Here is a 24,719-nt window from a genome sequence, read left to right as displayed (position 1 = left end):
AGAGGAACTGGAATCACCGAACGGCGGCTTAGTCAAGTCGCAGCGTCAGCCTCCGCTGCGCAGCTGGTCCGCGAGCAGCCCCACCGAGAGCGCATAGAAGTTCGAGCAATTGTAGGCGAGGAGTGCGCGGAAGTTGCCGTAGGCGAGGTATGCCCCCTTGCCGGGGCCGTCGGGCTCGACGAGCGTCGCGAGCGTATCGTCGGCGGGCCAGGTGCGGCCGTCCTGTGGCTGCAGTCCGAGTTCCCGCCATTCCTTCACCGGGATCCAACGGCTGTGCTTCGCGAGCACGCGCGTGCAGCTTTTGGGTTCGATCGTGTTGATGACGCGCATCCGGTCCAGCGCGGCGGGCACGGACACGCGCATCGCCCAGTCGCCGCCCGTCACCCAGCCGTTGTTCTTCAGATAATTGGCGATGGAAGCGGCCGTGTCGGCCCGGCTCTGCCAGATGTCGGCAGTGCCGTCTCCGTCAAAGTCGACGGCGTGCGTCAGGTACGACGACGGCAGGAACTGGGGGTTTCCGGTGGCGCCCGCCCACGAGCCGACCAGGCGGCTGCGCGGCACGCCGCTGTCGATCATGCGCAGCGCAGCGATCAGTTCGCGCGTGAAGAGCGCTTCGCGGCGGCCATCGAACGCGAGGCTGGCGAGCGAGCGGACGAGATCGAAATTGCCTGTGTAGCCGCCGTAGCTCGTCTCCATGCCCCAGATGCCGAGCATGATTTCGGGCGGCACGCCGTAACGGGCCTGGACGGCGCGGAGCGTGGGGTCCAGCTCGGCGGCAAGGCGCTTGCCGGGGTCGATGCGCGCCGGGACGAGCCGCGCGGCGAGGTAATCGCTGAATAGTGGCACGCTCTGCGGACGGCTGTCGTCGGGTTGCGCGCGGTCCAGTTCCACGACGCGCGGGCTGTAGGTGAGGCGATCGAGCGCGCTCGAAAGCGTTCCGGCGCTGATCCCCTCCCCCGCCGCGCGGGCGCGAAAATCAGCCAACCACGTCTGGAAACGCATCTCCGTGGAAGGTTCGGGCGGCGCTTCCGCGGCGGTCACCGCATCCGCCGGCGTCTGGGCCGATGACGCCGCCGGGGCGAGCAGGGCCAGCGCAATTGCCGCAAAGCGCAGGATCAAGATTTCTCTCCTTCAGCCGGGCAGCCCAACCTACATGCTTGAAACCACAATCCCAATAGGCGATGAGACGCCCGCAGCGGACAGGTGGCCGAGTGGTTTAAGGCAGCGGTCTTGAAAACCGCCGTGCGGGCAACCGTACCGTGGGTTCGAATCCCACCCTGTCCGCCAATATCTCGCGCGAAGCTCAGTGCTTTTGCTGTGTCATCCGGTCCACCCAGGCGATGCCGATCGCCGAGATGATGAAAACGGTGTGGATGATCGTTTGCCACAGCACGCCGGCTTCGGTGATGCGCGCGTTCGGCATGCCAATGTTGCTCGCCTCGATGAAGGTGCGCAGCAGGTGGATCGACGAGATGCCGATGATCGCCATCGCCAGCTTCACCTTGAGCACCCCCGCGTTCACGTGGCTCAGCCATTCCGGCTGATCCGGGTGCCCCTTCAGGCCGAGACGCGACACGAACGTCTCATAACCGCCGACAATGACCATCACGAGCAGGTTCGAGATCATCACCACGTCGATGAGGCCGAGCACGACGAGCATGATCTGCTGCTCGGTGAATTCCCAACTGTGCAGAACGAGGTGCCGGAGTTCCTTGAGGAACAGGAACACATAAACACCCTGCGCGACGATAAGGCCGAGGTAGAGCGGGAGCTGCAGCCAGCGCGAGCTGAAGATGAGGAGCGGAAGTGGGCGGAGAGGCGACGACGCGCCGGATTCGGGTTCGGACATGCAAGCGGCCTACAAAGGACGCGGCGATTCTCCAAGACCGTTCCGCTGCGGGAAACCCAGGGTTGCAAGCGCGGCCCCTCCCCGCCTGCTTCCGCGTTCCTACATGGGAACGCGATGGCGGAAGGTTTGCCTCTCCGCACACAGGAGCATGAGACATGAAGACGATCACAACGCGCCACACCAACGAACAGCGCCACTGGGTGGGCGACGGCTTTCCGGTGCGCTCGCTGATCTCCTACCACGCGCAGGGCAGCGCGATCAGCCCGTTCCTGCTGCTCGATTACGCCGGCCCACATGTGTTCGAGCCTGCCGAAAGCCCGCGCGGCGTGGGAACGCACCCGCACCGCGGCTTCGAGACGGTCACCATCGTCTACGACGGCGAGGTTGAGCACAGAGATTCCGCCGGGAACGGCGGCATCATCGGTCCCGGCGACGTGCAGTGGATGACGGCGGCCGGCGGCGTGCTCCACGAGGAGTTTCACTCGAAGGGCTTCACGCGCGCGGGCGGGCCGTTCCGTGTGGTCCAGCTGTGGGTCAACCTCCCCGCAAAGGACAAGATGGCGGCGCCCGGCTACCAGTCGATCGTCGACGCGGACATTCCGGTCGTCGACCTCGACGGCGGCAAGGCGCGGATCATCGCAGGCACGCTCGCCGGCAAGACCGGCCCGGCGCGGACCTTCACCCCTGTCAACGTCTGGGACGTGCGGCTGGATGATGGCGCCGACGTCACGCTCGACCTGCCCGAAGGCCACACGACACTCGTCGTCGTGCTGTCGGGCAGGGTGCTCGTGAACGGCGAGGATGCGGCAAGCGCCGAGGTGCTTGAGCTGAGCCGGACGGGAACCTCCGCGCGGTTCACGGCGGAGGCCGAAACCACGCTGCTCGTGCTCACCGGCGAACCGATCGATGAGCCGATCGTCGGCTACGGCCCGTTCGTAATGAACAGCGAGGCGGAGATCCGCACCGCAATCGACGACTTCAACAGCGGTCGCTTCGGCCGGATGGCTGCGGCATAGTGGAAGGGAGGCAGGCGCGCACCGTCTGCCTCCCTTTTCCCGCTTCAGGAGGCGACATGGCCGAAATCATGATTGCGCGCGTCACCGCCGACATCGGCACGGACGACTACAAGGTCGATGTGCGTGCCGGGCATCATACGTTCGTGTCCGACGAGCCCGAAAAGATGGGCGGCAAGGATGCGGGACCGGCGCCGTTCCAGCTTCTGCTCGCTGCGCTCGGGTCGTGCACGGCGATCACGCTCCGCATGTACGCGAAGCGCAAGGACTGGCCGCTCGAAAGCGCCGAGGTCGCGATGCGACACCTGAAGGACGGCGATACCGCGCGGATCGAGCGCGTGCTGACGCTGACCGGCAACCTTTCCGCAGAGCAGCGCGCGCGGCTCGCGGATATCGCCGAGCGCACGCCGGTGACGCTCGCGATCAAGAACGGCGTACCGGTCGAAACGACGCTCAGCGGATCCTGACCACGGCCTTGCCGATCAGCTTTCCTGTCGCCATCGCAGCGAACGCTTCGTCGGCGCGCTCAAGCGGTACCTCCATGCCGATGGATGGACGGTAGCCCCCCGACGCGACGAGGGCGTCGATCTCCGCGCGGACCCGCACGCCGCCCGCCGGATCGCGGCGCCCGAACTCACCGGCGCGGACGCCGACGATCTCGATCCCCTTGATGAGCGCGGCATTGAGCGCGAACGGCTGCGGGATACCGCCCGCGAAGCCGATCAGCAGGTAACGCCCGTTCCAGCGCAGCGTCCGCACCGCGGACGCGAACAACACGCCGCCGACCGGATCGAAAACGACATCGACGCGGTCCTTCAGCGCCGAAAAGTCGGGCGCGGCGCGGTCAATCACGAGAGTTTCATCGGCGCCCGCAGCGCGAGCGGCTGCGCATTTCCGTTCATCGGACGCGGCGGCGACCACATGCGCGCCGAGCGCCCTCCCCATCGTGATCGCCGCAAGCCCCATGCCGCCGCCCCCGCCTGTCACCAACAGCGTCTCGCCGCTGACGAGCCGTCCGCGCTCCACGAGTCCGACCCATGCGGTGAGCGCGCCGACCGCGTATGATGCCGCTTCCGCATCCGAGCATCCATTGGGCGCGAGACGCACGCTTTCCGCGCCGAGCGTGATCGCTTCGGCAAGACACCCGGAACGCGCCCCGACGACAACACGTTGCCCCACCCGCGTTTTATCGACGCCAGCGCCCGTATCGGTGACGATGCCGACAGCTTCGATGCCCGGGACGAACGGAAGTGCCGGTTTGAACTGATATCCGCCGGCCAGCATCAGGAGATCGGGGAAATTGAGCGCCGCCGCGGACAGCGCAACGCGCACCTCACCCGGCGCGGGAGGCGGCGCGTCAGGCCACGCAACTTCGAACCGCAAACCTGAACGGTCGTTGCTCAGTTGATGGCAGACCCACGCCTTCATCCCGCTCCCTCCCTTCGGCTTTTGACGGCTTGCCCCGGAGGCCGGCGCGAGGGAAGTTCGAAATGGTTTCAGCGTTGTGAGAAGCTCGGCGCGTTCAGCACCTCGAGCTTGATACCGTCGGGGTCTTCGAAGAACACCGCGTAATAATCAGCCGAATATTCGGGATAGAGCGCGGGCGCCTCCAGAATGCGCGTCCCCGCATCGCGGAGCAAGACGTGGATGCGGTCCACCTCTGCCCGGCTATCGACCGACCATGCAAGATGATGGATGCCGGGGGCATAGCGTTCGTGCGCGGGTGCCAATAGCCGCGCCTGCCGCAGCCCGATCGAGGCGAAGCCCTGCGGCGTGCGGATATCCCATTCGCACTCCCCATCGTCGCGCACGCACGTGTAGCCGAGCGCACCGAGCAGCAGCCCATAGACGCGCTTCGAGGCCGCGAGATCGCTCGCGTTCAGGTCGATGTGATGAATGAGGCCGTTCACGGCGGCGCGTCCCTGCAGGAGCCGCCGCCGTACCGGGCTTACTTCTTGCCGAGCGTGAGCCCGCCGAAGCGCTTGTTGAAGCGCGCGACGCGGCCGCCGGTGTCGAGCATCTTCGAGTTGCCGCCGGTCCATGCCGGGTGCGTCGTCGGGTCGATTTCGAGGAGGAGCGTGTCGCCCTCCTTACCCCACGTCGAACGCGTCTGATAGGTCGTCCCGTCGGTCATCTGCACCGTGATGGCGTGATAGTCGGGGTGGATGTTCTGCTTCACGTCTTATGCTCCATCGTCAGCGACTGGTTTCCGACCAGCCGCCAGGAAAGCGGGGCCAATAGCCGACGCCGCGCAGACTTGCAAGCCATGCGACAAGGGCTTATGGCCGCCTCGTGACGTGGTGCCCCGGCAACGGGGATAAAAGGGAAGCCGGTCAAAAACCGGCGCTGTGCCCGCAACTGTAGGCGGATAGCCTGCATGTCGAAATGCCACTGGACGCGCCGAAGGGCGGGACCGGGAAGGCGACATGCAAGGCGATGACCCGCGAGTCAGGAAACCTGCCATGTCTGTCGTCCACGCCCGGCCGGGTCCAGCCGATCGCGTGCGAGCAGTCATGCCCGCTGTGACGATGTGTAAACATAGTCATGGAGGTTATTATGATTGCTGTATTTCTTCTTTCCGCCGCGGCCATTGTCGATGACGGCACACTGGTCGTTTCCGCCGCGCGCGAACCCATTGCATATGGCGACACGGGCGGCGCGCTGACCGTGATTGACGGCGCGACGATCGAGGCTGTGGCGGTGCCGCAGCTGGTCGATATTCTCCGCCTGTCGCCCGGCGTTTCCGTCGCCCGTTCCGGCCCGACCGGCGCCCAAACGCAGGTGCGTGTTCGCGGCGCGGAAGCCAACCACACGCTCGTTTTCATCGACGGCATCGCCATGAATGACCCCGCGACCTCCGGCGAGTTCCGCTGGGAAACGCTCGGCTCCGACGGAATCACACGCGCCGAGGTGCTGCGCGGGCCGCAATCGGCACTTTGGGGCTCCGAAGCGATCGGCGGTGTCGTTTCCGTCACCACGGCGGAGCCTTCGGACGGTACGCGCATCTTCGGCAGCGCAGAGTATGGCTCGTTCGGCACGCTTCACGCGGCGGGCGGCGCCGGCATCGGCAGCGAGCGCGGCGGTCTTGTCGTGCAGTCGAGCTGGTACGACACCAAGGGCACCGACAGTTTCGGCGGCGGCATCAAGGAGCGCGACGGCTATGAATCGCTGATGCTCTCCGCGAAAGCCTCGGTAAGGCCGACCGAGAACGGTGAGCTTGGGCTTGTTGTGCGCCACACCAATTCGCTGAGCGAGTTCGACGGCTACAACGCCTTTTTCGTGCGCGACGACACCCTCCATGCGACGCGCATCCGCTCGACCGCGCTGCGCGGCTTCGGGCGCGTGGAGACGTTGGACGGGCGCTGGCGGCACGAACTGTTCGGCAACTTCGTGACCACGGACAATATCAACCGCAATGGCGACAGCTTCCTGAACCGCACCGACGCAGAGGTGTTCGAAACCGGCTACCAGACCGGCATCGACTTCGGCAGCGAAGCCGTCCGGCACCGGGTGACCGGCGCGATCGAATATCGCACACAGCGTTTTGTCGCCGATGATGCCGCCTATTTCGGCGGCACCAACCAGCGCGTCTCGCGTGACCGGACCAGCTTCGTGCTCGATTATGGCCTGAGCGCCGGCGGCCTAACGCTTGGCGCCAGCGTCCGCCGCGACGAGAACGATGCGTTCAAGGACGCGACGACGTGGCGCGCGAACGGCCGCTATACGCTGGAGAACGGCTTCACCGTGCACGCGAGCGCGGGCAAGGGCGTGACCGATCCGACCTTCACCGAAATGTTCGGCTTCTTCCCAGGCAGTTTCGTCGGCAACCCCGATCTGACGCCGGAACGCTCGATTGGCTGGGACGCGGGGGTCGGCTATCGCACGGGCGCCTTTTCGGCGGACGTGACGTGGTTCCAGGCCGATCTCGAGAACGAGGTCATCGGCACCTACGATTCCTCGACCTTCCTCTCCAGCGTCGCCAACGCGACTGGCAAGAGCAAGCGCAAGGGCATCGAAGCGTCGTTCGACTCCAAACCGCTCGACTGGCTGACGCTCGGCGCCAGCTATACGTGGCTGGACACGAAGGAAGCGCAGGTCGCCGGGACCGCGCGTGTTCGCGAAGCGCGCCGCCCGCGCCACAGCGGCAGCTTGCTGGCGACCGCTGATCTGGGTGCAGCCTCCGTGACGTTTGCGGCGAACTATGTGGGCAACCGGAAGGACACGGATTTCGACAGCTTTCCGGCGCGTGTGGTGACCTTGAAGGACTATGTGCTGGCCACGCTCTCGGGCCGTGTGAAGTTGGGGGGTGACTTCGAGTTGACGGGGCGCATCGAAAACCTGTTCGATGCCACCTATGAAGACGCCTTCGGATACCGGACGCAGGGCATCTCCGCATTCGGCGGTATCCGTGTAAAATGGGGCGGCTGATCGCCCTTCTCGGTCTGCTTGCCTTCGTCGCCACGGCGGCGGAGGCAGCAGGGCCCGCGCGCGTGGCTTCGCTCGGGCTTTGTACGGATGAACTGGTTCTGCTCCTCGCCGAGCCTGGACAGCTCGTTTCGATTTCCTTCCTTGGACATGATGCGCGCGAAACACCGCTCGCACCCAAGGCGCATGGCCTGCACAGCAACGATGGACGGTTCAGCTCGGTCGCGCATCTGAAGCCCGACCTCGTCATCACGGGCGGCCCCGTGAATCGCTTCGCCCGCGAGCTTGCCGAGCGGACGGGGGCGCGCGTGATCGACGTACCGCCGCCGCTGACGCTGGCCGAGCTTCGGAACAATGTCCGGACGGTCGCCGCCGCTCTCGGCCAACCGGCGCGCGGCGCGGCGCTGATCGGCTGGATGGACGCAAAACTCGGCGCGGCTCCGGGCAAGGCGCGCGATGCGCTGATGATCGTGGCGGGCGGCCTCACGCCCGATGTTCATTCGATTGCCGCCGAACTGCTTGCCCATGCGGGTATTCGGCAGATGGCGATGCCATCGAGCCGCGTCACGCTGGAGGGGCTGGTGGCCGCGCCGCCCCCGCTCCTTATCCTCAGCCGCTACCGCGCCGATCAATTCTCGCTGCCGCTGGACTGGCTCGGAACCGCGACACGGCTATCGGGGCGCAGGCCCGCGCATGTCGACGGACGGCTCTGGTCTTGCCCAGGGCCGCTCGCGGCGGCAGACGTCGCCCGCCTGCGCAAGGAGACCCGGCCATGAGCGTACGGCGCCTTTGCCTGATCCTCGGCGGCGTGCTGGCTGTCGTGACGGCGGCATCGCTGCTGGTGGGCGATGTGCCGATCATTGATCTTTTCAAGCGCGATCCGGCGCTCGCACACATGCTGATCTTCGAGCTTCGCCTGCCGCGGCTGGTGCTCGCAGCGGCGGCGGGCGGCGCGCTCGGGCTCTGCGGCGCGGCACTTCAGGGCTTGCTGCGGAATCCCCTCGCCTCGCCGGACATTCTCGGCACCTCGGCGGGCGCGGCGCTCGGCGCGGTGGTGGCCGCTTATTTCCTTGGGCTTTCAGGCACACTCGCGATGGCCGGCGGCGGCATCGCGGGGGCGCTGATCGCGCTCGTCCTGCTGCTGGCGCTGGCCGGGCGCGGCGCCTCGTCGGCGACCTTGATCCTTGCCGGCGTTGCGATCTCCGCGCTCGGCGGGGCCATGATGAACCTCGCGCTCGCGCTCGCGCCCTCGCCCTTCGCATTTTACGACATCATGTTCTGGCTGCTCGGCTCGTTCGCCGACCGCAATCTCGGCCACCTGAGCGTCGGCCTTCCCGCCATGCTTGCCGGAAGCCTGCTCGTGCTCTCCGCCGCGCGCGGGCTCGATGCGTTAGCGCTCGGCGAGGACGTTGCGGCGACGCTGGGCCACGACGTGCGCGCGATGCACTGGCGGATCGTCGGCGGCAGCGCGATTGCGGTGGGCGGGGCGGTGGCGGTGGCGGGGATCATCGGCTTTGTCGGCCTGATCGTTCCGCATCTGGTGCGGCCGCTTGTACGGAACCGTCCCGGCCCCGCGCTGTTGCCAAGCGCCATCGCAGGGGCGGCGCTGCTGGTGGCAGCGGACATCGTCACGCGCTTCCCGCTGAACGGCAAAACGCTGCCGATCGGGGTCGTCACCGCGTTGCTGGGGGCGCCGTTCTTCCTTTGGCTGATCCTGTCACGGCGCGGGGTGCCGTCATGAGCGGGCTTGTCGGCAGCGGGATCGTGCGGCCGTTTTTGTCGGGCGCAATCAATATTGCCGTGGCCCCCGGCGAGATCGTCGGGCTGATCGGGCCGAACGGGTCGGGCAAGACGACGCTGCTGCGCGCGCTTGCGGGGCTGACCGCCGGAGACGGTAGCATTACCGTGGGCGGGACGGCGCTTGACGTCATGACGTCATCCGAACGGGCACGGCGGATCGCCTACATGCCTGCCGGGCGGCGCGTGGACTGGCCGATGCGCGCGGATGATATCGTCGCGCTTTCGGGCGTGGATGCGGACCGCGTGGCGGAAACGCTGGCACGGGTCGGCATGTCGGCGTTCGCCGAGCGACGCGTCGATACGCTTTCGACTGGTGAGCGCGCGCGCGTGCTGCTGGCGCGCGTGCTGGCTGGCGCGGCGGACTGGCTGTTGCTCGACGAGCCTACGGCGAACCTCGATCCGGGGCACGAACTGGACGTGCTGGCGCTGCTGCGTGCGGAGGCGGCGTGGGGTGCGGGCGTGCTGGCATCGTTCCACAATCTGACGCTCGCCCAGGCGCACTGCGACCGCTGCGTGCTGATGGCGGGCGGGCGGATCGTTGCGGACGGTCCACCCGGCGTGGTGCTGGCCGAGGCGAACCTTGCCGAGGTTTACGGGATCGCGCGCGACGGCACGGGCTGGCGGCGGAGCGCTTCCTGAACGAGTGACGTCATCCGCGCTACATCGCTTCTCAGCGCCATCGCGACAGGGCTTTGCAGCACGGCGAGCGTGCGCGTGCGGTCGAAGCCCGACAGGCGCCGCTGGACAACGCCGGGCGCCACATAGGACGCCGGCATCACGGTAACACCGAGCCCGGCGGCGACCATGGCGAGCGCCCGCTCCTCCTGCACTGTGCGGTAGGCCAGTGGCGGACGGACCCCGTGGCCGGTGAAATGCCGGCTGACCTCGCTCAGCACCTCGCAGCGGCGGCGGACGACCATCGGCGTGCTGTGCAGCGCGTCAGACGGCACCGGATCCTGTCCTGCAAGCGGATGGCCTTCGGGCATCATCAGCAGGTAAGGCTCCTCCCCCACCACGACCGGCGCATATTTCTCCGTGCCCGTGCGCATCAGTGTCAGCGCCATGTCGACGCGGCCCTGATCGAGGCGGGTGACGAGTTCGGCATCGCTGCCCTCGACGATCTCCAGGCCATTGGCGCCGTCGATGGATTGCCAATCGCGCACCAGCCGCTCGCCGATGCTGGCGGGAACGGTGTGCAGCAGCCCGAGGCGCAGCGCGCGGCGGCGGGCTGGCTCGCCGATCTCGCCGAGCGCGGCGTTGTATTCCTGCATGATGTTGCGCGCGCGCTGGAGAAAGCGGGCGCCCGCCTCGGTCAGTTCCACGCGCCGGGCGGAGCGCAGGAACAGCGAAACACCAAGCTCTCGTTCCAGCTTGGCGACGCCAGCGGAAAGCGTCGGCTGCGTGACGTTCACGCGAGCCGCAGCCGCCGTGAAACTGCCCGTTTCAACGATCGCGAGGAAGTAGCGCAGGAGATAGCCGTCAATCATAGATGCTATCTATGCGAAACCGACAGCGCATTCAATTAAGACCGAATCTTCCTCGCGTGCTATTCCCACCCTGAACGAAGCTGAGGGGATGATCGACCGATGGCCGTAGTCGGCACGCAGGCGAATACTATCGACCCGGAATTCAAAGCCAACGCAGAGGCGATGCAGGCGCTCGTCGCGGACCTGCGCGAGCGCTCGGCGCAGATCGCGCTCGGCGGGAATGCGGACTCGCGTGAGCGCCACACTGCGCGCGGCAAGCTGCTGCCCCGCGAGCGCGTGGAGCGCCTGCTCGACCCAGGCACCGCCTTTCTCGAACTCTCGCTGTTTGCGGGCTATGATGTCTACGAGGACGATATTCCCGCTGCGGGCGTGATCGCAGGCGTCGGCCAGATCGCGGGACGCACCTGCGTGATCGTGTGCAACGATGCCACGGTGAAGGGCGGCACGTATTACCCGCTGACCGTGAAGAAGCACCTGCGCGCGCAGGAAGTCGCGCGGCAGAACCGGCTGCCCTGCGTGTACCTCGTCGATTCCGGCGGCGCGAACCTCCCCAACCAGGACGAGGTTTTCCCCGACCGCGACCACTTCGGGCGCATCTTTTTCAATCAGGCGACGATGTCCGCCGAAGGCATCGCGCAGATCGCGGTGGTGATGGGAAGCTGCACGGCGGGCGGCGCCTATGTGCCCGCCATGTCCGACGAGAGCATCATCGTGCGCAATCAGGGCACGATCTTCCTTGGCGGCCCGCCGCTGGTGAAGGCCGCGACCGGCGAGGAAGTGACGGCGGAGGACCTTGGCGGCGGCGATGTGCATGCGCGCATCTCCGGCGTGGTCGACCATCTGGCCAACGACGACGCGCACGCGCTGTCGATCGCGCGGAACATCGTCGCCACCCTGCCCGCGCCGCGCGCGCCAGAAATCGCCGTGCGGGCGCCAAAGCCGCCGCGCCACGATCCTTCGCAGATCTACGGCCTGGTCCCCGCCGATACGCGGCATCCGGTGGACGTGCGCGAGATCATCGCGCGCGTCGTCGACGACAGCGCGCTCGACGAGTTCAAGGCCCTGTACGGCGAAACACTCGTCACCGGCTTCGCGCATATCGAAGGCTATCCCGTCGGCATCGTCGCCAACAACGGCATCCTGTTTTCGGAAAGCGCGCAGAAGGGCGCGCACTTCATCGAGCTATGCTGCCAGCGCAAGGTGCCGCTGCTGTTCCTGCAGAACATCTCCGGCTTCATGGTCGGCCGGCGCTACGAGAACGAAGGCATCGCGCGGCACGGCGCCAAGATGGTGACGGCGGTTGCCTGCGCCGCGGTACCGAAGTTCACCGTGGTGATCGGCGGCAGCTTCGGCGCGGGCAACTACGGCATGTGCGGCCGCGCCTATTCGCCCCGCTTCCTGTGGATGTGGCCGAACGCGCGCATCTCGGTGATGGGCGGCGAGCAGGCGGCATCGGTGCTCGCTACCGTGAAGCGCGGCGGCTTCAAGACCAAGGCCGAGGAAGAGGCGTTCAAGGCGCCGATCCGCGACCAGTACGAGAAACAGGGTCATCCCTATTACGCCAGCGCGCGCCTGTGGGACGACGGCATCATCGATCCCGCGGACACGCGCACGGTGGTGGCGCTCGGCCTCGCCGCATCGCTGAACGCGCCGGTGCCCGAGACCCGCTTCGGCACGTTCCGGATGTGAGGCGGCGATGAACGACACCACCGCCTCCGACACACTCCACTTCACGCTCGACGAGCACAACGTCGCGCGCGTCACGCTCAACCGCCCCGAGCGCCACAACGCCTTCAACGCCGAGTTGATCGGCGCGCTGAAGGACACGTTCGATGCCATCGGCAAGATGGATGGCGTGCGTGCCGTCGTGCTTTCGGGCGAAGGCAAGAGCTTCTCGGCGGGCGCGGACCTTGAATATATGCGCGCCGCTGGAGGGTGGAGCGAGGTTGAGAACGTCGCCGACGGGCAGCGGCTTTCGGACATGCTCGCCAGCATCGCCGCCTGCCCGGTGCCGGTGATCGCCATCGCCAAGGGCAATATTTTCGGCGGCGGCGTCGGGCTCGTTGCCTGCGCAGACATGGTTGTCGGCATCGACGGCGTGAAGTTCCGGCTTTCCGAAGTGCGCCTCGGCCTCACGCCCGCTACGATTTCCCCCTTCGTGATCGCCGCCATCGGGGCGCGTCAGGCGAAGCGCTGGTTCACCACCGCCGAACTGTTCGGCCTTCCCGAAGCGCGCGAGATGGGGCTGGTGCATGTCGGCGTCGCGGATCTTCACGCCGCCGACGCGCAGGTCGACGCTTGGGTGGATGCCATTCTTGAAGCTGCGCCGGGGGCGGTGATCGACGCCAAGGCGCTCGTCACCGATTTCGCGGGGCGCGAGATCACGCCCGAGCTTCGCACCGACAGTGCACGCCGCATCGCGGCGCGGCGCGCGACGGAGGAAGCCGCCGAGGGCCTCACCGCCTTTCTTGAGAAACGCCGGCCATATTGGATGAAGACCGATGCGTAAGCTGCTGATCGCCAACCGGGGCGAAATCGCCCGCCGCATCATCCGCACCGCGCACCGGATGGGCATTGAAACCGTCGCCGTCTATTCGGAAGCCGATGCGGACGCGCCGCACGTGCACGAGGCGGGGCAAGCCGTGCTGATCGGCCCGGCACCGGCTTCGGAATCGTACCTGCTCGTCGACCGGCTGCTCGATGCCGCCGCGCGCACGAATGCAGATGCCGTGCATCCGGGCTATGGCTTTCTATCGGAGAACGCCAAGTTCGCGCTCGCGGTGCGCGATGCTGGGCTGACCTTCGTCGGCCCGCCGGTGAAGGCCATCGATGCGATGGGCCTGAAAGACACCGCCAAGAAGCTGATGAAGACCGCGGGCGTGCCCGTCACCCCCGGCTATCAGGGCGACGACCAGAGCCTCGCACGACTCGAAGCGGCGTCGAAGGCGGTCGGCTATCCACTCCTCATCAAGGCGGTTGCAGGCGGCGGCGGCAAGGGGATGCGGCGGGTCGATGATCCGTCCGAATTCGCCGACGCGCTCGTTGCGGCAAAGCGCGAAGGCGAGAAGTCGTTCGGCAACGACGGCGTTATGATCGAGAAGCTGATCCTGCGTCCCCGCCATGTCGAGGTACAGGTGTTCGCGGACCGGCACGGGAACGCGGTTCACCTGTTCGAGCGCGACTGTTCGCTGCAGCGGCGGCACCAGAAGGTGATCGAGGAAGCCCCCGCACCCGGCCTGTCGGCATCGCTCAGGAAGGCGCTCGGCGCCGCCGCCGTGAAGGCGGCGACGGCGATCGGTTACGAAGGCGCAGGCACGATCGAGTTCATTCTCGACTGCGACGATGTCGACACCACCGGCGACCCGAAGTTCTACTTCATGGAGATGAATACCCGGCTGCAGGTCGAGCACCCGGTGACCGAGTTCATCACCGGCACCGATCTGGTCGAGTGGCAGATCCGCGTCGCACGCGGCGAGAAACTGCCGATGACGCAGGATCAGCTGCGCATCGAAGGCCACGCGGTCGAGGCACGGCTCTATGCCGAAGATCCCGAGAGCGGATTCCTGCCATCCACCGGACGCCTGCGGCAGCTCGTGTTCCCCGAAGGCCGCCCCGGCGTGCGCATCGACAGCGGCGTTGTCGAGGGCGGCGAGATCAGCATCCACTACGACCCGATGATCGCCAAGGTGATCGCGCACGGCGCCGACCGGCAGAGCGCCATCGACCGGCTGGTGGGCGCGCTCGACGCCACGATCGTGGAAGGCGTGCGGACGAACCGCGCATTCCTCGCGCGGCTCGTCGATCACGCCGCGTTCCGCGACGGCGACGTGGACACGGGCTTCATCGCCCGCCACGCTGAAAGCCTGAAACCGCCCACCGATATCCCGGACCGTGTGCTCGCACTCGCAGCGCTCACGCGCGTCGGCGGCTATAACCCGCCAAGCGCGCAGACGATGTTCGAGCGCGCGGGTGCCTGGCGCATGAACCTGCCGAGCCGCCGCCACGTCGACCTGTTCCCCGAGGGCGGCGAGAAGCGCGCGCTGAGCCTGACACCCGAAGGCGCGGCGTACCGCATCGACGGCCTCGATGAACCCGTCACCGGCGCACTGTTCTGGACAGGACCGCAGAGCGTGGAAGCCGACCTCGGCGGCGAACTGGTGCGCGCCACCATCGTGGAGCGCGACGGCAGCTTCGAACTGCGTATCGGCGGCCGTGTATTCGTCATCGGAACCTCGGCGCCGGATGCCGAAGCGGCCGAAGGCGGCAGCGGACGCATCACCGCGCCGATGCCGGGCCGAGTGCTCGCCGTGTTCGTGAAGCCCGGCGACAAGGTGGAGGCCGGCGCGCGCCTGCTCGTGCTGGAAGCGATGAAAATGGAAAACCGCATGACCGCGCCGGTTTCGGGCACGGTCGCGAAGGTGGGCGTGGCGGAGGGCGATCAGGTCGCCGAAGGCACGCTGCTGGTTGAAATCGAAAGCGAGGACCAATGAGCCTGTCCCTTATGAACTTCGCCCACGGCGAAACCATCGACATGCTGCGCGAGAGCGTACGTGCGTTCGCGCAGGACAAGATCGCACCGCGCGCCGCTGCTATCGACGCCGAGAACAAGTTCCCGCGCGACCTGTGGCCCGAACTCGGCGCGCTCGGCCTCCACGGCATCACCGTGTCGGAAGAAGACGGCGGCGCCGGGCTCGGCTACCTCGCGCACGTGGTGGCGATGGAAGAGATCAGCCGCGCGTCGGCCTCCGTGGGTCTCAGCTACGGCGCCCATTCCAACCTCTGCATCAACCAGCTGAAGCGCTGGGGCACGGCTGAGCAGAAGGCGAAGTACCTGCCGAAGCTGATCTCGGGCGAACATGTCGGCAGCCTTGCCATGTCCGAGCCGGGATCGGGTTCCGACGTCGTGTCGATGCGCCTGAAGGCTGAGCGCAGGAACGACTGCTATGTCCTGAACGGCAATAAGATGTGGATCACCAACGGACCGGAGGCGGATACGCTGATCGTCTACGCCAAGACCGACATGGACGCAGGCCCGCGCGGCATCACCGCCTTCCTCATCGAGCGGGGCTTCAAGGGCTTCTCGACCGCGCAGAAGCTCGACAAGCTCGGGATGCGCGGCTCGGACACGTGCGAACTGGTGTTCGAGGACTGCGAAGTGCCCTACGAGAATGTGCTTGGGCAGGAGGGCAAGGGCGTGAACGTCCTCATGTCCGGCCTCGATTACGAACGCGTCGTGCTCTCGGGCGGCCCGCTCGGCATCATGGCGGCGTGCATGGACGTGACCGTGCCTTATGTTCACGAGCGCAAGCAGTTCGGCCAGCCGATCGGCACTTTCCAGCTGATGCAGGGCAAGATCGCCGACATGTACGTGACGTTCTCCACGGCGCGGTCCTACGTTTATGCGGTCGCGCAGGCGTGCGACCGGGGCGAGACGACGCGCAAGGACGCGGCGGGCTGCATCCTCTATTCCGCGGAGAAGGCGACATGGATGGCGCTCGAAGCGCTTCAGGCGCTTGGCGGCAACGGCTACATCAACGAATATCCGACCGGACGCCTGCTGCGCGACGCCAAGCTCTATGAGATCGGCGCGGGCACGAGCGAAATCCGCCGTTACCTCATCGGCCGCGAGCTGTTCGAGGAAACCGCCTGACCTGAAAGGACCGCCGATGCGCCGACTGCTGCCGTTTCTCCTGATGATGATCGCGGCACCGGCGCTGGCCGAGACGCCCGAAGGACGGCTTGCGGCGGCGGGGCATAGCCTGCCGCCCGCGCCGAAACCCGCGGCGACCTATGTCACGTCGGTCGAGACCGGGAACCTGCTGTTCCTCTCGGGCCATATCGACTGCATCGGTGGCGGCAAGCGCGGCAAGGTGGGCGCAGACGTGACGCTCGATGAAGGCAAGGCCGAGGCGCAGCGCGTCGGCCTCTGTATGCTCGCGACGATCAAGGACGCGCTCGGCGGCGACCTTTCGCGCGTGAAGCGCTTCGTGCGCATCCTCGGCATGGTCAACAGCGCGCCCGACTTCACGCAGCAGCCGCAAGTCATCAACGGCTTTTCGGAGCTGATGAAGACAGCGTTCGGCGACGCGGGGCTCGCCGCGCGCTCGGCCGTCGGCGTCGCCTCGCTCCCGGCGGGCTATGCGGTCGAGATCGAGGCGACCATCGAAATCGCGCGCTGATGCGCATTCTGGGCGCCGTGCTCGCAGGCGGTGAAAGTCGCCGCTTCGGCAGCGACAAGGCCGAGGCGCTGCTGGATGGCAAGCGCCTGATCGACCATGCCACCGCCAGCATCGCGCCTTTCTGTGAAACCGTGGTCATCGTTGGGCGCGAGGGCGGCGTGCCGGATCGCCCTGCCCCCGGCCTCGGGCCGCTCGGCGGGCTGTGCGGTGCGCTTGCTTATGGCGCCGAACATAGTTTCGATGCCGTGCTGACGACGGCGTGCGATGTGCCGGAACTGCCCGAAGCGCTGGTCGAAACGCTGCTCAAAGCGCAGCCCACCGTGGTCGCTGACCTACCGGTGGTCGGGTTCTGGCCGAGCGCACTCGCCAAACCGCTCGCAAACTATCTCGAAAGCGGATCGCCGCGCGCCATGTGGGCTTGGTGCGAAACCGTGGGCGCTAGGATGCTGGAATGGCCGGAGCCGATCCGGAACATCAATCGGCCAGATGATCTACGCTGAGGGCGGGTCCGCGATCATTGCGGTGAAGCTGCATTCCGCCGCGACCTTGCCGCCGACGATGCTGGCGACGCCGTTGAACTTGCAGACCCTTGAACGGCGCTGCACAAACTCGACATCAAGGTTCAGCAGGCAGCCCGGCTCGACCGGCTGACGGAACTTGGCGTTTTCGATTGCCATGAAATAGACGAGCTTGCCGAGCGCCTCGTCACCGAGCGACTTCATCGCCAGCACGCCCGCGGTCTGCGCGAGCGCCTCGACGATCAGCACGCCGGGCATGATCGGGCGCTGCGGGAAGTGGCCCTGGAAGAACGGTTCGTTGATCGTGACCGCCTTGATGCCCCGCGCGCGCTCGTTCGGCACGAAATCGACCACGCGGTCGACGAGCAGCATGGGATAGCGGTGCGGGAGCAGTGCCATCACTGCTCCCACCTCGATCGCGTCGAAGCTTTCGCCCCCTGACAAGATGCGCGCCGCTTACTTCTTGGGCGCGGCGGCCGGAGCGGCCGGCGGGTTCACGTTGACGCGCGGCAGCGCGGCGTTGAGGCGCGTCATCACCTCGTTCGTGACATCGAGCGACTGCGCCGTAGCGAGCGTCACGTCGCGGTCGAGCGCAAGGCTGGCGCCCTTTTCGCGCATCACGGCCGTGATGATCGGGTTCACCGCTTCGAGGATCTGCTGGCGCACGTACTGCACGGAGCGGGCATAATCCTGCTCCTTTCCGCGCACTTCGTTCTCGGCGGTCACCTGGCGCTGCTGAAGCTCTTTGGCTTTCGCCTGGAACGCTTCCTTCGCCATCGACGGCTGCGCCTTCTGCAGGCTCTCGTACTCGCCGCGGAACTGGTCGCCGAGCGTCTTGGCGCGCGCCTGGACGCTTTCGAACTTCGCCTTCAGTTGCGGTTCGGCGCTCTTCGAAGCGGCCGATTCAGCGGCGATGCGGCCCATGTCGACAACGACGATCGGCGGCGCGGCCTGTGCCAGAGCAACGGTCGGAAGCGCCGTGAACGCGAGAGCGCCGGCGATAAGGGCGCGGGTAAGCATTTTCATCAGAATTGGGTCCCTACGTTGAATTGGAACAATTTGGTGTCATCGCCATCCTGTTTGACGAGTGCCTTGGCAACGTCAATACGGAACGGGCCGAATGGAGAGTTCCAGTTGACGCCGAAGCCAACAGCGACACGCGGCTTCCAAGTGTCGCCCAGGTAGAATTCCTTGAAGCCGAGTTGATACGTCGGATCACCGTTGGCATCGACGCCGGTCTGAATTTGCCGGATATCCTGCAGGTCCGTAGCCGGATTGAAATCCGTGTTCCACAGCGCGCCGACATCGACAAACACCGACGGACGCAGGCCCATCTCCGCCGCCCCTGCGCTGAGCGGGATCTGGACCTCGGCGCGTACCTGATAATAGGTTTCACCGCCGATCGAGTCATCCTGCCTCTGGTTACTCTCAGCGCCGAGAACATAATCCAGCGGATTGCTCGAGTTCGTGGGGTTCGTGTAGGCTTGACGGATCACACGCGGGCCGATGCCGCGGATGTCGAAGCCGCGCATACGCGGTTCGCCCAGGAAGAAGCGGTCCGTGAGGCGGATGTTGTCGCCGCCCCAGCCGAATATGTAGCCGGCTTCGAGCCCGAGGTTCAGGATGAAACCGCTGCCGAACAGGCGCCAGTATTTGTCGGCGTTGAGGCGCGAGCGCACGTATTGCACGCTGCCGCCGACGCCCGCGATGTCCTGGCTGATCATGAAGCGGTGGCCCGCGCTCGGCCGGATCGCATTGTTGCGCGTGTCGTAGGCGATCGAGTAGCCGAGCGACGAGGTTGTACGCTTGCCGACCGCATCGCAGAGGAAGCGACCCGCGCGCAGGGGATCGCAGACGCCGTTCGTATAGAATGTTCTCTCATCGAGCGACACGTCGTCGTAGCTCAGACCGTAGCGGAACGACGCCGACCAGAACTCGGTGATCGGGAAGCCCGTGCGGATCTGGAAGCCGGTCGTCGACTGCTCGTAGGTGGTGTCGCGGTCGCCGTTTCCGAGGAAGCGGAAGCTGTTGTAATCGCGCCGGAAGATGTCGCCGCCGAGTGCGAGGTTGCGACCGAACAGGTACGGTTCGGTGAAGCCGATTTCCGCCGACTGCGAATATTTGGACCAGTTGACCGAGGCGCGCAGCTCCTGGCCCATGCCGCGGAAGTTGCGCTGCCGGATCGACAGGTTGACGAGGAAGTTCTCGAGGCTCGAATAGCCCGCCGAAACCTGAAGTTCGCCGGTCGCCTGCTCCTCGAGGTTGGCTTCGAGGATCACCTTGTCCGGCCCCGAGCCCTGCTTTTGCTGGATTTCCAGGTTTTCCTGGAAATAGCCGAGGCTCTGGATGCGGTCGCGCGAGCGCTTCACGCGGAAGCTGTTGAAGGCATCGCCTTCCGCAAGACGGAACTCGCGGCGGATCACGTGGTCCTTGGTGATCGTGTTGCCGTTGATCTCGACACGCTCGACATAGACGCGCGGCGTTTCGTTGATGACGAACGTCACCCCCATCTCGCGCTTTTCCTTGTCGCGGTTGAAGCGGGGGTTGATGTCGGCAAACGCGTAGCCGAGGAGGCCGACCGATTCCGACAGGCTCGTCACCGTGTCCTCGATCTCCTTGGCGTTGTACCAGTCGCCCTGCTTCATCGGAAGCATGCGCTTGAAGTTCTCTTCCTTGATGTCGCGGATCTGGCTTTCAAGGTCGACCTCGCCGAACTTGTAGCGCTCGCCTTCCTCCACCACGTAGGTGATGATGAAGTCCTTGCGGTCCGGCGTCAGCTCGGCGACCGACGAAACCACGCGGAAGTCCGCATAGCCCTGCGTCAGGTAATATTGGCGCAGCTTCTGCTGGTCATAGGCCGAACGATCAGGGTCGTACGTGTCGTTCGAGGTGAAGAACTTGTACCACTTGGCTTCCTTGGTGGCCATTTCGCCGCGCAGGTCGCCGTCCGAGAACTTGGTGTTGCCGACGATGTTGATGCGGCGAACCTTGGACTTCGGCCCCTCGTCGATCTCGAACACCACGTCGACGCGGTTCTGGTCGAGCTGGACGATCTTCGGCTCGACGGCGGCGGCGAAGCGGCCCTGGCGCCGGTAGAGCTCAAGGATGCGGGCGACGTCCGCGCGCGCCTTGGAGCGCGTGAAGATCTGGCGCGGCGCGAGCTTGATCTCGTCCTTGAACTTCTCGTCCTTCACGCGCTTGTTGCCTTCAAGCACGATGCGGTTGACGACGGGGTTCTCGCGCACATCGACGATCAGCTCGCCTTGCCGGTCGCGGATCGTCACGTCGGCGAAGAGCTCGGTCGCGTAGAGGTCCTTCAGCGCGCGGTCGAGTCGGTTGCGGTCGTAGCTGTCGCCCGCCGACAGACCCACGTACGAACGCACCGTTTCCGGCTCCAGGCGTTCCGCGCCGCGGATCGTGATCGAACGCACCGTGCCGGACTGCTCGGCGACAGCCGCAGGCGCCGAAGGCGCGGCTTCCGCAGGCTGCGCGTCCTGCGCCAGCGCGGGCTGCGAGAGGCCGAGCGCACTGCCGAGGAGCAGCGCGGAGACCCAGTTACGATGCATGGCGGCCGGCATCAGCGTCTGTTGGCCCACAGGTTCCCCACTCTCGTTCAAATCTTTAGGCCGCATCTCAGCCGATTAGCCCGGCGACATGCTTGAACACGCCAAAAGATGCAAGGTCGTTCCAGGTCACGATCAGCATGAAGGAGATAAGAAGTGCAAAGCCGGTCATGAATGCCCACTCCTGCACCTGCGGCGGAATCGGCTTCCGGCGCACGGCCTCCGCCGCGTAAATCGCAAGGTGCCCCCCGTCCAGCATCGGGATGGGAAGCAGGTTGATGAAGCCGAGGTTGATCGAGACGAGGGCCATCAGGTTCACGAAGGCCTCGATGCCCATTGTGCCCGCCTGCCCTGAAACCTCGGCGATCTTGAGCGGCCCGCCAAGCTCCTTCATGGAGCGGCGACCGGTGATGATCTGGACGAGGCCCTCCACCATCATGCCTGTGGTGTCGAACACGGCTTCGGTGCCGTACCAGAGCGCTTCCACCGGCCCGCGCTCGATAACGCCGCGCTCCTGACCGATGAGGCCGATGCGGGGGATCTTGAAGGTCTTGCCGAAGCGGTCCTTCTCTTCGATCAGGTCGGGGGTCAGCACGATGTTGCGCACGGCGCCGGCGCGCTCAAAATCGACCGAAACGGGCGTGCCGGGATTGATCATCACCACCCCGATGATGTCCTCGAAACGCTCGATCGCCTTGCCGTCCACCTTCAGGATGCGGTCGCCGGGGGCAAGGCCCGCGCGGTCCGCCGCAGATTCCGTCACGATGTTCGAAACCACCGGCGAGGTGTAGCTCTGGCCGTAGATGGCGATGAAGGTCGCGAAGATCAGGATCGCCGCCGCGAAGTTCACGAACGGCCCCGCCGAGACGATGATCGCGCGCTGCCAGAGCGGCTTGAAGGCGAACAGGAACGGCTTTTCGGCCGGATCGACGCGCGCCGCCTCCTGCGGCATACTCGCGGCGTTGGCGTCGCCGGTGAACTTCACATAGCCGCCGAGCGGCAGCCAGCCGACCTTCCAGCGCTCTCCACGCCGGTTCGTCCAGCCGAAGATCTCGCGGCCGAAGCCGATCGAGAAGCTGTCCACCGCCGTGTTGAACATGCGCCCCGCGAGGTAGTGGCCCATCTCGTGGATGAACACGAGCGGGCTGATCATCGCCACGAACATCAGGATCGTGAACAGGATCCCCGGGGACGGCAGGATTTCCATCAGTGTGCGCGACCTCTTATGTGCGTCTCGCCGACACGCCGCGCCTCGCTGTCGCAGGCCAGCACGTCATCGAGCGATTCGACGGCGTGACCGCCGACAGCTTCCATCGTTTGCTCCACAATCGCGGCAATATCGAGGAAGCCGATTCGACCCTCCAGAAATGCCGCGACCGCCACTTCATTGGCGGCGTTTAACACTGTGGGACATGAACCGCCGCTGACAAGCGCCTCGCGCGCAAGGCGGAGCGCCGGGAAACGGGCAGGATCAGGCGCCTCGAAATCGAGCCGCGCGACCTGCGCGAGATCGAGCCGTGCGCACGGCGTCGCCATCCGGTCCGGCCACGAGAGCGCATAGGCAATGGGAATCCGCATATCGGGCGACCCGAGCTGCGCGAGCATCGAGCCATCGACATACTCGACAAAGCTGTGAACCACCGACTGTGGGTGCACGATGACGTCCAGCTGCCTCTCCTCCACCGGGAACAGGTGATACGCTTCGATGAGCTCCAATCCCTTGTTCATCAGCGTGGCGGAATCGACCGAAATCTTGGCGCCCATCGACCACACGGGATGCGCGACGGCCTGCGTCGGCGTCATGGCGGCCATCTCGGAAAGGCTGCGCGTACGGAACGGTCCCCCGCTCGCCGTAAGGATGATGCGTGCGACGCGTTCAGGGTTTTCGAAGTCGAAGACCTGGTGGATGGCGTTATGCTCGGAATCGACGGGCAGCAGACGCGCGCCGCTCAGCTTTGCGCGCGCATTCACCAGTTCGCCGGCACAAACGAGCGTCTCCTTGTTGGCGAACGCCACGCACGCGCCCCGCTCGACGGCACGCAGCGTCGGAGGGAGCCCCGCGGCGCCGACAATCGCCGCCATGACGATGTCGCTGGGCACGTCGGCGGCATCGCTGAGCGCCCGCGCACCTGCGGCCGCTTCGATCTCCGAGCCTGCGAGCGCATCCTTGAGGTCGGCGTAGGCATCGTCGTCTGCGACGACCGCCATGCGGGCGCCGAGGCGGCGCGCTTCGGCAGCAAGGCCACGGACATCGCGGTTCGCGGTGAGCACGTCGACCGACCAGCGCTCCGGTTCCCGCGCCACGAGGTCGATCGTCGAACGGCCGACCGAACCGGTGGCGCCGAAAATGCTGATCGTGCGCGCCGTCATCGCGTGAGGCCAATGGCGAAGGCCACGAGCACGCTCACCGGCACGACGCCGTCCAGCCTGTCCATCATGCCGCCGTGCCCGGGGAGGATGCTGCCGGAATCCTTCACGCCCGCGCGGCGTTTCAGGTGACTTTCGAAAAAGTCCCCGACCTGCGCCGCGACGGCAAGCACCGCGCCGAGCGCTGCCGCGAACAGGGGTTCGAGCGCGAGGCCGAACTGGCGGGAAAGCAGCCACGCGGTGAGCGCCGCGGCGACCATGCCGCCGCCAAGCCCAGCCCACGTTTTCGAAGGACTGATGCGCGGGGCGATCTTGGGTCCACCGATGGTGCGGCCCGAAAAATAGGCGGCGATGTCGGTCGCCCAGACGATCGCCAGCGTCCAGATCACAAGCTGTGCGCCGAGCGGCTCCGCGCGCAGCCAGACGAGCGCGATACCCGGAAATGCCGCATAAAGCACACCCCATGCCGCAATGCGGGCAAGGAAGAACAGGCTCGCCGCCGTCACGCCGACGAGCAGCAGCGCATAAGCGAGGTAGCCGAGGTGCGTGAACAGCACCGCCCCGGCAAGCGCGAACATGCCGGCCAGCCGAACTGTGCGGCCGGCGCGGTGCATCGCGCACCATTCGCCGTAGATGAGCAGCACGACGACGGCGACGAGCAGCGCGAAAGCGACGCCGCCAAGCCACACGGCGCCGAGCGCAAGCGCGATGAGTGCGATACCGACAAGGATGCGCGGCAAGAGATCGCCGTAGCGCGACCCCGGCTTCACGGCAGGCTCAGAGCCCGCCATAGCGCCGTTCGCGCGCACCGAACGCCTCGACGGCGCGGCGCAGCGACTCGCCGTCGAAATCCGGCCAGTATTGCTCGGTGAACACCAGTTCCGCGTATGCCGCCTGCCACATCAGGAAGTTCGAGAGGCGCTGCTCGCCCGAGGTGCGGATCACGAGGTCTAGCTGCGGGAGCTCGGCAGTATCGAGCCGGGCCGTGATGTCCGCGGGCGTCACGTCATCCGGTGCCATGCGTCCGGCGGCGACGTCGCGGGCGATGCTGCGCACGGCGCGCGTGATCTCATCCTGCGAACCGTAGTTGAGCGCAATGACGAGGCGTAGCTTGCGATTGCCCGCTGTTCGCGTCTTCGCACCTTCAAGCAGCGCAAGAATATCCGGTGACAGGCGGCTGTAATCACCGATGAAGCTGAGCCGCACGCCGTTCCGGTCCAGCTCCGCGATCTCGCTCAGCAGATACTGCTTGAGCAGACCCATCAGATAGCCGACCTCGTCCTCCGGCCGCTTCCAGTTTTCCGAGGAGAAGGCGTAGAGCGTAAGCACCTCGACGCCGAGATCGGGCGCCGCCTCGACAACCTTGCGCACCGCTTCGACGCCGGACTTGTGCCCGGCGATGCGCGGCAGGCGGCGCGCCTTTGCCCAGCGGCCGTTGCCGTCCATGATGATGCCGACATGGCGCGGCCCCACGGACTCCTGTCCACTGCCCGCAAGCGCGGCTGGCGGAACGGCGGG

Annotated in this window: 25 protein-coding genes, 1 tRNA gene and 1 riboswitch; of the genes, 13 read left to right on the top strand and 13 right to left on the bottom strand. The window is 66.3% G+C overall.

Going from position 1 to position 24,719, the window contains the following annotated elements; genetic code table 11:
- Positions 1 to 45: 45 nt before the first annotated feature.
- Positions 46 to 1,119 carry a lytic transglycosylase domain-containing protein gene (locus tag H2052_RS02270; RefSeq protein WP_293777499.1) on the bottom strand — a complete coding sequence of 358 codons (1,074 nt, stop codon included), beginning with the start codon at positions 1,117 to 1,119 and terminating at the stop codon, positions 46 to 48.
- Between the two features lie 78 nt (positions 1,120 to 1,197).
- Between H2052_RS02270 and H2052_RS02265 the strand changes: the two genes are divergently transcribed.
- Positions 1,198 to 1,287 (top strand) — tRNA-Ser (locus H2052_RS02265).
- A 16-nt stretch (positions 1,288 to 1,303) separates the two neighbouring features.
- Here the strand turns inward: H2052_RS02265 and H2052_RS02260 are convergent.
- Complete coding sequence (locus H2052_RS02260) at positions 1,304 to 1,849, bottom strand: TIGR00645 family protein (protein WP_293777497.1); 546 nt, start codon at positions 1,847 to 1,849, stop codon at positions 1,304 to 1,306.
- Positions 1,850 to 2,004: 155 nt separating this feature from the next.
- Here H2052_RS02260 and H2052_RS02255 point away from each other — a divergent pair, with 155 nt between their 5' ends.
- Positions 2,005 to 2,865 carry a pirin family protein gene (locus H2052_RS02255; RefSeq protein WP_293777495.1) on the top strand — a complete coding sequence of 287 codons (861 nt, stop codon included), beginning with the start codon at positions 2,005 to 2,007 and terminating at the stop codon, positions 2,863 to 2,865.
- 71 nt (positions 2,866 to 2,936) lie between these two features.
- A complete protein-coding gene (locus H2052_RS02250) occupies positions 2,937 to 3,329 on the top strand; it encodes an OsmC family protein (RefSeq protein ID WP_293777947.1) in 393 nt (130 codons plus the stop codon).
- Here H2052_RS02250 and H2052_RS02245 read toward each other — a convergent pair.
- The 3 genes from H2052_RS02245 to rpmE all read right to left on the bottom strand — a co-directional run bounded on the left by H2052_RS02245 (position 3,316) and on the right by rpmE (position 5,041).
- Positions 3,316 to 4,290, bottom strand: a complete 975-nt coding sequence (locus H2052_RS02245) for an NADPH:quinone oxidoreductase family protein (protein WP_293777493.1) — start codon at positions 4,288 to 4,290, stop codon at positions 3,316 to 3,318. The two genes, H2052_RS02250 and H2052_RS02245, sit on opposite strands and share 14 nt — an antisense overlap.
- Positions 4,291 to 4,358: 68 nt before the next feature.
- Positions 4,359 to 4,772: a VOC family protein gene (locus H2052_RS02240; RefSeq protein ID WP_293777492.1), complete on the bottom strand. Its 414-nt coding sequence runs from the start codon at positions 4,770 to 4,772 to the stop codon at positions 4,359 to 4,361.
- Positions 4,773 to 4,810: 38 nt separating this feature from the next.
- Positions 4,811 to 5,041 (bottom strand): 50S ribosomal protein L31, encoded by a 231-nt coding sequence (gene rpmE, locus H2052_RS02235; RefSeq protein WP_293777490.1) that lies wholly within the window; start codon positions 5,039 to 5,041, stop codon positions 4,811 to 4,813.
- A gap of 102 nt (positions 5,042 to 5,143) precedes the next feature.
- A riboswitch (cobalamin riboswitch) is annotated at positions 5,144 to 5,342 on the top strand.
- Positions 5,343 to 5,418: 76 nt separating this feature from the next.
- Here rpmE and H2052_RS02230 point away from each other — a divergent pair.
- The 4 genes from H2052_RS02230 to H2052_RS02215 are packed head-to-tail and all read left to right on the top strand — an operon-like array spanning position 5,419 to position 9,726.
- On the top strand, positions 5,419 to 7,290 hold the full coding sequence (locus H2052_RS02230; protein ID WP_293777488.1) for a TonB-dependent receptor: 1,872 nt from the start codon (positions 5,419 to 5,421) through the stop codon (positions 7,288 to 7,290).
- Positions 7,278 to 8,063 carry an ABC transporter substrate-binding protein gene (locus tag H2052_RS02225; RefSeq protein WP_293777485.1) on the top strand — a complete coding sequence of 262 codons (786 nt, stop codon included), beginning with the start codon at positions 7,278 to 7,280 and terminating at the stop codon, positions 8,061 to 8,063. Before H2052_RS02230 ends, H2052_RS02225 begins: the two co-directional genes overlap by 13 nt.
- Entirely contained in the window at positions 8,060 to 9,028 is a 969-nt protein-coding gene (locus H2052_RS02220; RefSeq protein WP_293777482.1) for an iron ABC transporter permease, read from the top strand. The genes H2052_RS02225 and H2052_RS02220 overlap by 4 nt, the downstream gene beginning before the upstream one ends.
- Complete coding sequence (locus H2052_RS02215) at positions 9,025 to 9,726, top strand: ABC transporter ATP-binding protein (protein WP_293777481.1); 702 nt, start codon at positions 9,025 to 9,027, stop codon at positions 9,724 to 9,726. Before H2052_RS02220 ends, H2052_RS02215 begins: the two co-directional genes overlap by 4 nt.
- Here the strand turns inward: H2052_RS02215 and H2052_RS02210 are convergent.
- Positions 9,678 to 10,574 (bottom strand): LysR family transcriptional regulator, encoded by an 897-nt coding sequence (locus H2052_RS02210; protein ID WP_293777478.1) that lies wholly within the window; start codon positions 10,572 to 10,574, stop codon positions 9,678 to 9,680. The genes H2052_RS02215 and H2052_RS02210 overlap by 49 nt on opposite strands.
- Positions 10,575 to 10,736: 162 nt before the next feature.
- Between H2052_RS02210 and H2052_RS02205 the strand changes: the two genes are divergently transcribed.
- The 6 genes from H2052_RS02205 to H2052_RS02180 are packed head-to-tail and all read left to right on the top strand — an operon-like array spanning position 10,737 to position 17,253.
- Positions 10,737 to 12,263, top strand: a complete 1,527-nt coding sequence (locus tag H2052_RS02205) for a carboxyl transferase domain-containing protein (RefSeq protein WP_293777945.1) — start codon at positions 10,737 to 10,739, stop codon at positions 12,261 to 12,263.
- A 7-nt stretch (positions 12,264 to 12,270) separates the two neighbouring features.
- Positions 12,271 to 13,083: an enoyl-CoA hydratase-related protein gene (locus H2052_RS02200; protein ID WP_293777475.1), complete on the top strand. Its 813-nt coding sequence runs from the start codon at positions 12,271 to 12,273 to the stop codon at positions 13,081 to 13,083.
- Positions 13,076 to 15,064, top strand: coding sequence for an acetyl/propionyl/methylcrotonyl-CoA carboxylase subunit alpha (locus H2052_RS02195; RefSeq protein WP_293777473.1), 1,989 nt, complete (start codon positions 13,076 to 13,078; stop codon positions 15,062 to 15,064). Before H2052_RS02200 ends, H2052_RS02195 begins: the two co-directional genes overlap by 8 nt.
- Complete coding sequence (locus H2052_RS02190; protein ID WP_293777471.1) at positions 15,061 to 16,224, top strand: isovaleryl-CoA dehydrogenase; 1,164 nt, start codon at positions 15,061 to 15,063, stop codon at positions 16,222 to 16,224. The genes H2052_RS02195 and H2052_RS02190 overlap by 4 nt, the downstream gene beginning before the upstream one ends.
- 16 nt (positions 16,225 to 16,240) lie before the next feature.
- Entirely contained in the window at positions 16,241 to 16,753 is a 513-nt protein-coding gene (locus H2052_RS02185) for a RidA family protein (RefSeq protein WP_293777469.1), read from the top strand.
- Positions 16,753 to 17,253 carry a molybdenum cofactor guanylyltransferase gene (locus tag H2052_RS02180; RefSeq protein ID WP_293777466.1) on the top strand — a complete coding sequence of 167 codons (501 nt, stop codon included), beginning with the start codon at positions 16,753 to 16,755 and terminating at the stop codon, positions 17,251 to 17,253. The genes H2052_RS02185 and H2052_RS02180 overlap by 1 nt, the downstream gene beginning before the upstream one ends.
- Here H2052_RS02180 and fabZ read toward each other — a convergent pair.
- Genes fabZ through H2052_RS02145 form a run of 7 tightly spaced genes read right to left on the bottom strand, consistent with a single transcriptional unit; the run spans position 17,245 to position 24,647 of the window.
- A complete protein-coding gene (fabZ, locus tag H2052_RS02175; RefSeq protein WP_293777464.1) occupies positions 17,245 to 17,715 on the bottom strand; it encodes a 3-hydroxyacyl-ACP dehydratase FabZ in 471 nt (156 codons plus the stop codon). The two genes, H2052_RS02180 and fabZ, sit on opposite strands and share 9 nt — an antisense overlap.
- 12 nt (positions 17,716 to 17,727) lie before the next feature.
- Positions 17,728 to 18,297 (bottom strand): OmpH family outer membrane protein, encoded by a 570-nt coding sequence (locus H2052_RS02170; protein WP_293777462.1) that lies wholly within the window; start codon positions 18,295 to 18,297, stop codon positions 17,728 to 17,730.
- Positions 18,297 to 20,849 carry an outer membrane protein assembly factor BamA gene (bamA, locus tag H2052_RS02165; protein WP_293777460.1) on the bottom strand — a complete coding sequence of 851 codons (2,553 nt, stop codon included), beginning with the start codon at positions 20,847 to 20,849 and terminating at the stop codon, positions 18,297 to 18,299. Before bamA ends, H2052_RS02170 begins: the two co-directional genes overlap by 1 nt.
- A 55-nt stretch (positions 20,850 to 20,904) precedes the next feature.
- Positions 20,905 to 22,035: an RIP metalloprotease RseP gene (gene rseP, locus H2052_RS02160; protein WP_293777942.1), complete on the bottom strand. Its 1,131-nt coding sequence runs from the start codon at positions 22,033 to 22,035 to the stop codon at positions 20,905 to 20,907.
- A 5-nt stretch (positions 22,036 to 22,040) separates the two neighbouring features.
- Positions 22,041 to 23,204, bottom strand: coding sequence for a 1-deoxy-D-xylulose-5-phosphate reductoisomerase (gene dxr, locus H2052_RS02155; RefSeq protein ID WP_293777457.1), 1,164 nt, complete (start codon positions 23,202 to 23,204; stop codon positions 22,041 to 22,043).
- Complete coding sequence (locus tag H2052_RS02150; protein ID WP_293777455.1) at positions 23,201 to 23,992, bottom strand: phosphatidate cytidylyltransferase; 792 nt, start codon at positions 23,990 to 23,992, stop codon at positions 23,201 to 23,203. The genes dxr and H2052_RS02150 overlap by 4 nt, the downstream gene beginning before the upstream one ends.
- Positions 23,979 to 24,647 carry an isoprenyl transferase gene (locus tag H2052_RS02145; protein ID WP_293777939.1) on the bottom strand — a complete coding sequence of 223 codons (669 nt, stop codon included), beginning with the start codon at positions 24,645 to 24,647 and terminating at the stop codon, positions 23,979 to 23,981. The genes H2052_RS02150 and H2052_RS02145 overlap by 14 nt, the downstream gene beginning before the upstream one ends.
- Between the last annotated feature and the right edge of the window lie 72 nt (positions 24,648 to 24,719).

Origin of the sequence: Sphingosinicella sp. (assembly GCF_013911755.1) — a bacterium.
Lineage (GTDB): Bacteria > Pseudomonadota > Alphaproteobacteria > Sphingomonadales > Sphingomonadaceae > Sphingosinicella.
This window is presented reverse-complemented; position numbering and strand designations above follow the sequence as displayed.

Coding starts and splice junctions, on each gene's coding strand:
- H2052_RS02260 (WP_293777497.1), bottom strand. CDS start 1,849: ATGTCCGAACCCGAATCCGGCGCGTCGTCGCCTCTCCGCCCACTTCCG.
- H2052_RS02255 (WP_293777495.1), top strand. CDS start 2,005: ATGAAGACGATCACAACGCGCCACACCAACGAACAGCGCCACTGGGTG.
- H2052_RS02245 (WP_293777493.1), bottom strand. CDS start 4,290: ATGAAGGCGTGGGTCTGCCATCAACTGAGCAACGACCGTTCAGGTTTG.
- H2052_RS02230 (WP_293777488.1), top strand. CDS start 5,419: ATGATTGCTGTATTTCTTCTTTCCGCCGCGGCCATTGTCGATGACGGC.
- H2052_RS02225 (WP_293777485.1), top strand. CDS start 7,278: ATGGGGCGGCTGATCGCCCTTCTCGGTCTGCTTGCCTTCGTCGCCACG.
- H2052_RS02220 (WP_293777482.1), top strand. CDS start 8,060: ATGAGCGTACGGCGCCTTTGCCTGATCCTCGGCGGCGTGCTGGCTGTC.
- H2052_RS02215 (WP_293777481.1), top strand. CDS start 9,025: ATGAGCGGGCTTGTCGGCAGCGGGATCGTGCGGCCGTTTTTGTCGGGC.
- H2052_RS02210 (WP_293777478.1), bottom strand. CDS start 10,574: ATGATTGACGGCTATCTCCTGCGCTACTTCCTCGCGATCGTTGAAACG.
- H2052_RS02205 (WP_293777945.1), top strand. CDS start 10,737: ATGCAGGCGCTCGTCGCGGACCTGCGCGAGCGCTCGGCGCAGATCGCG.
- H2052_RS02200 (WP_293777475.1), top strand. CDS start 12,271: ATGAACGACACCACCGCCTCCGACACACTCCACTTCACGCTCGACGAG.
- H2052_RS02195 (WP_293777473.1), top strand. CDS start 13,076: ATGCGTAAGCTGCTGATCGCCAACCGGGGCGAAATCGCCCGCCGCATC.
- H2052_RS02190 (WP_293777471.1), top strand. CDS start 15,061: ATGAGCCTGTCCCTTATGAACTTCGCCCACGGCGAAACCATCGACATG.
- H2052_RS02185 (WP_293777469.1), top strand. CDS start 16,241: ATGCGCCGACTGCTGCCGTTTCTCCTGATGATGATCGCGGCACCGGCG.
- H2052_RS02180 (WP_293777466.1), top strand. CDS start 16,753: ATGCGCATTCTGGGCGCCGTGCTCGCAGGCGGTGAAAGTCGCCGCTTC.
- H2052_RS02170 (WP_293777462.1), bottom strand. CDS start 18,297: ATGAAAATGCTTACCCGCGCCCTTATCGCCGGCGCTCTCGCGTTCACG.
- bamA (WP_293777460.1), bottom strand. CDS start 20,849: ATGCCGGCCGCCATGCATCGTAACTGGGTCTCCGCGCTGCTCCTCGGC.
- dxr (WP_293777457.1), bottom strand. CDS start 23,204: ATGACGGCGCGCACGATCAGCATTTTCGGCGCCACCGGTTCGGTCGGC.
- H2052_RS02150 (WP_293777455.1), bottom strand. CDS start 23,992: ATGGCGGGCTCTGAGCCTGCCGTGAAGCCGGGGTCGCGCTACGGCGAT.
- H2052_RS02145 (WP_293777939.1), bottom strand. CDS start 24,647: ATGGACGGCAACGGCCGCTGGGCAAAGGCGCGCCGCCTGCCGCGCATC.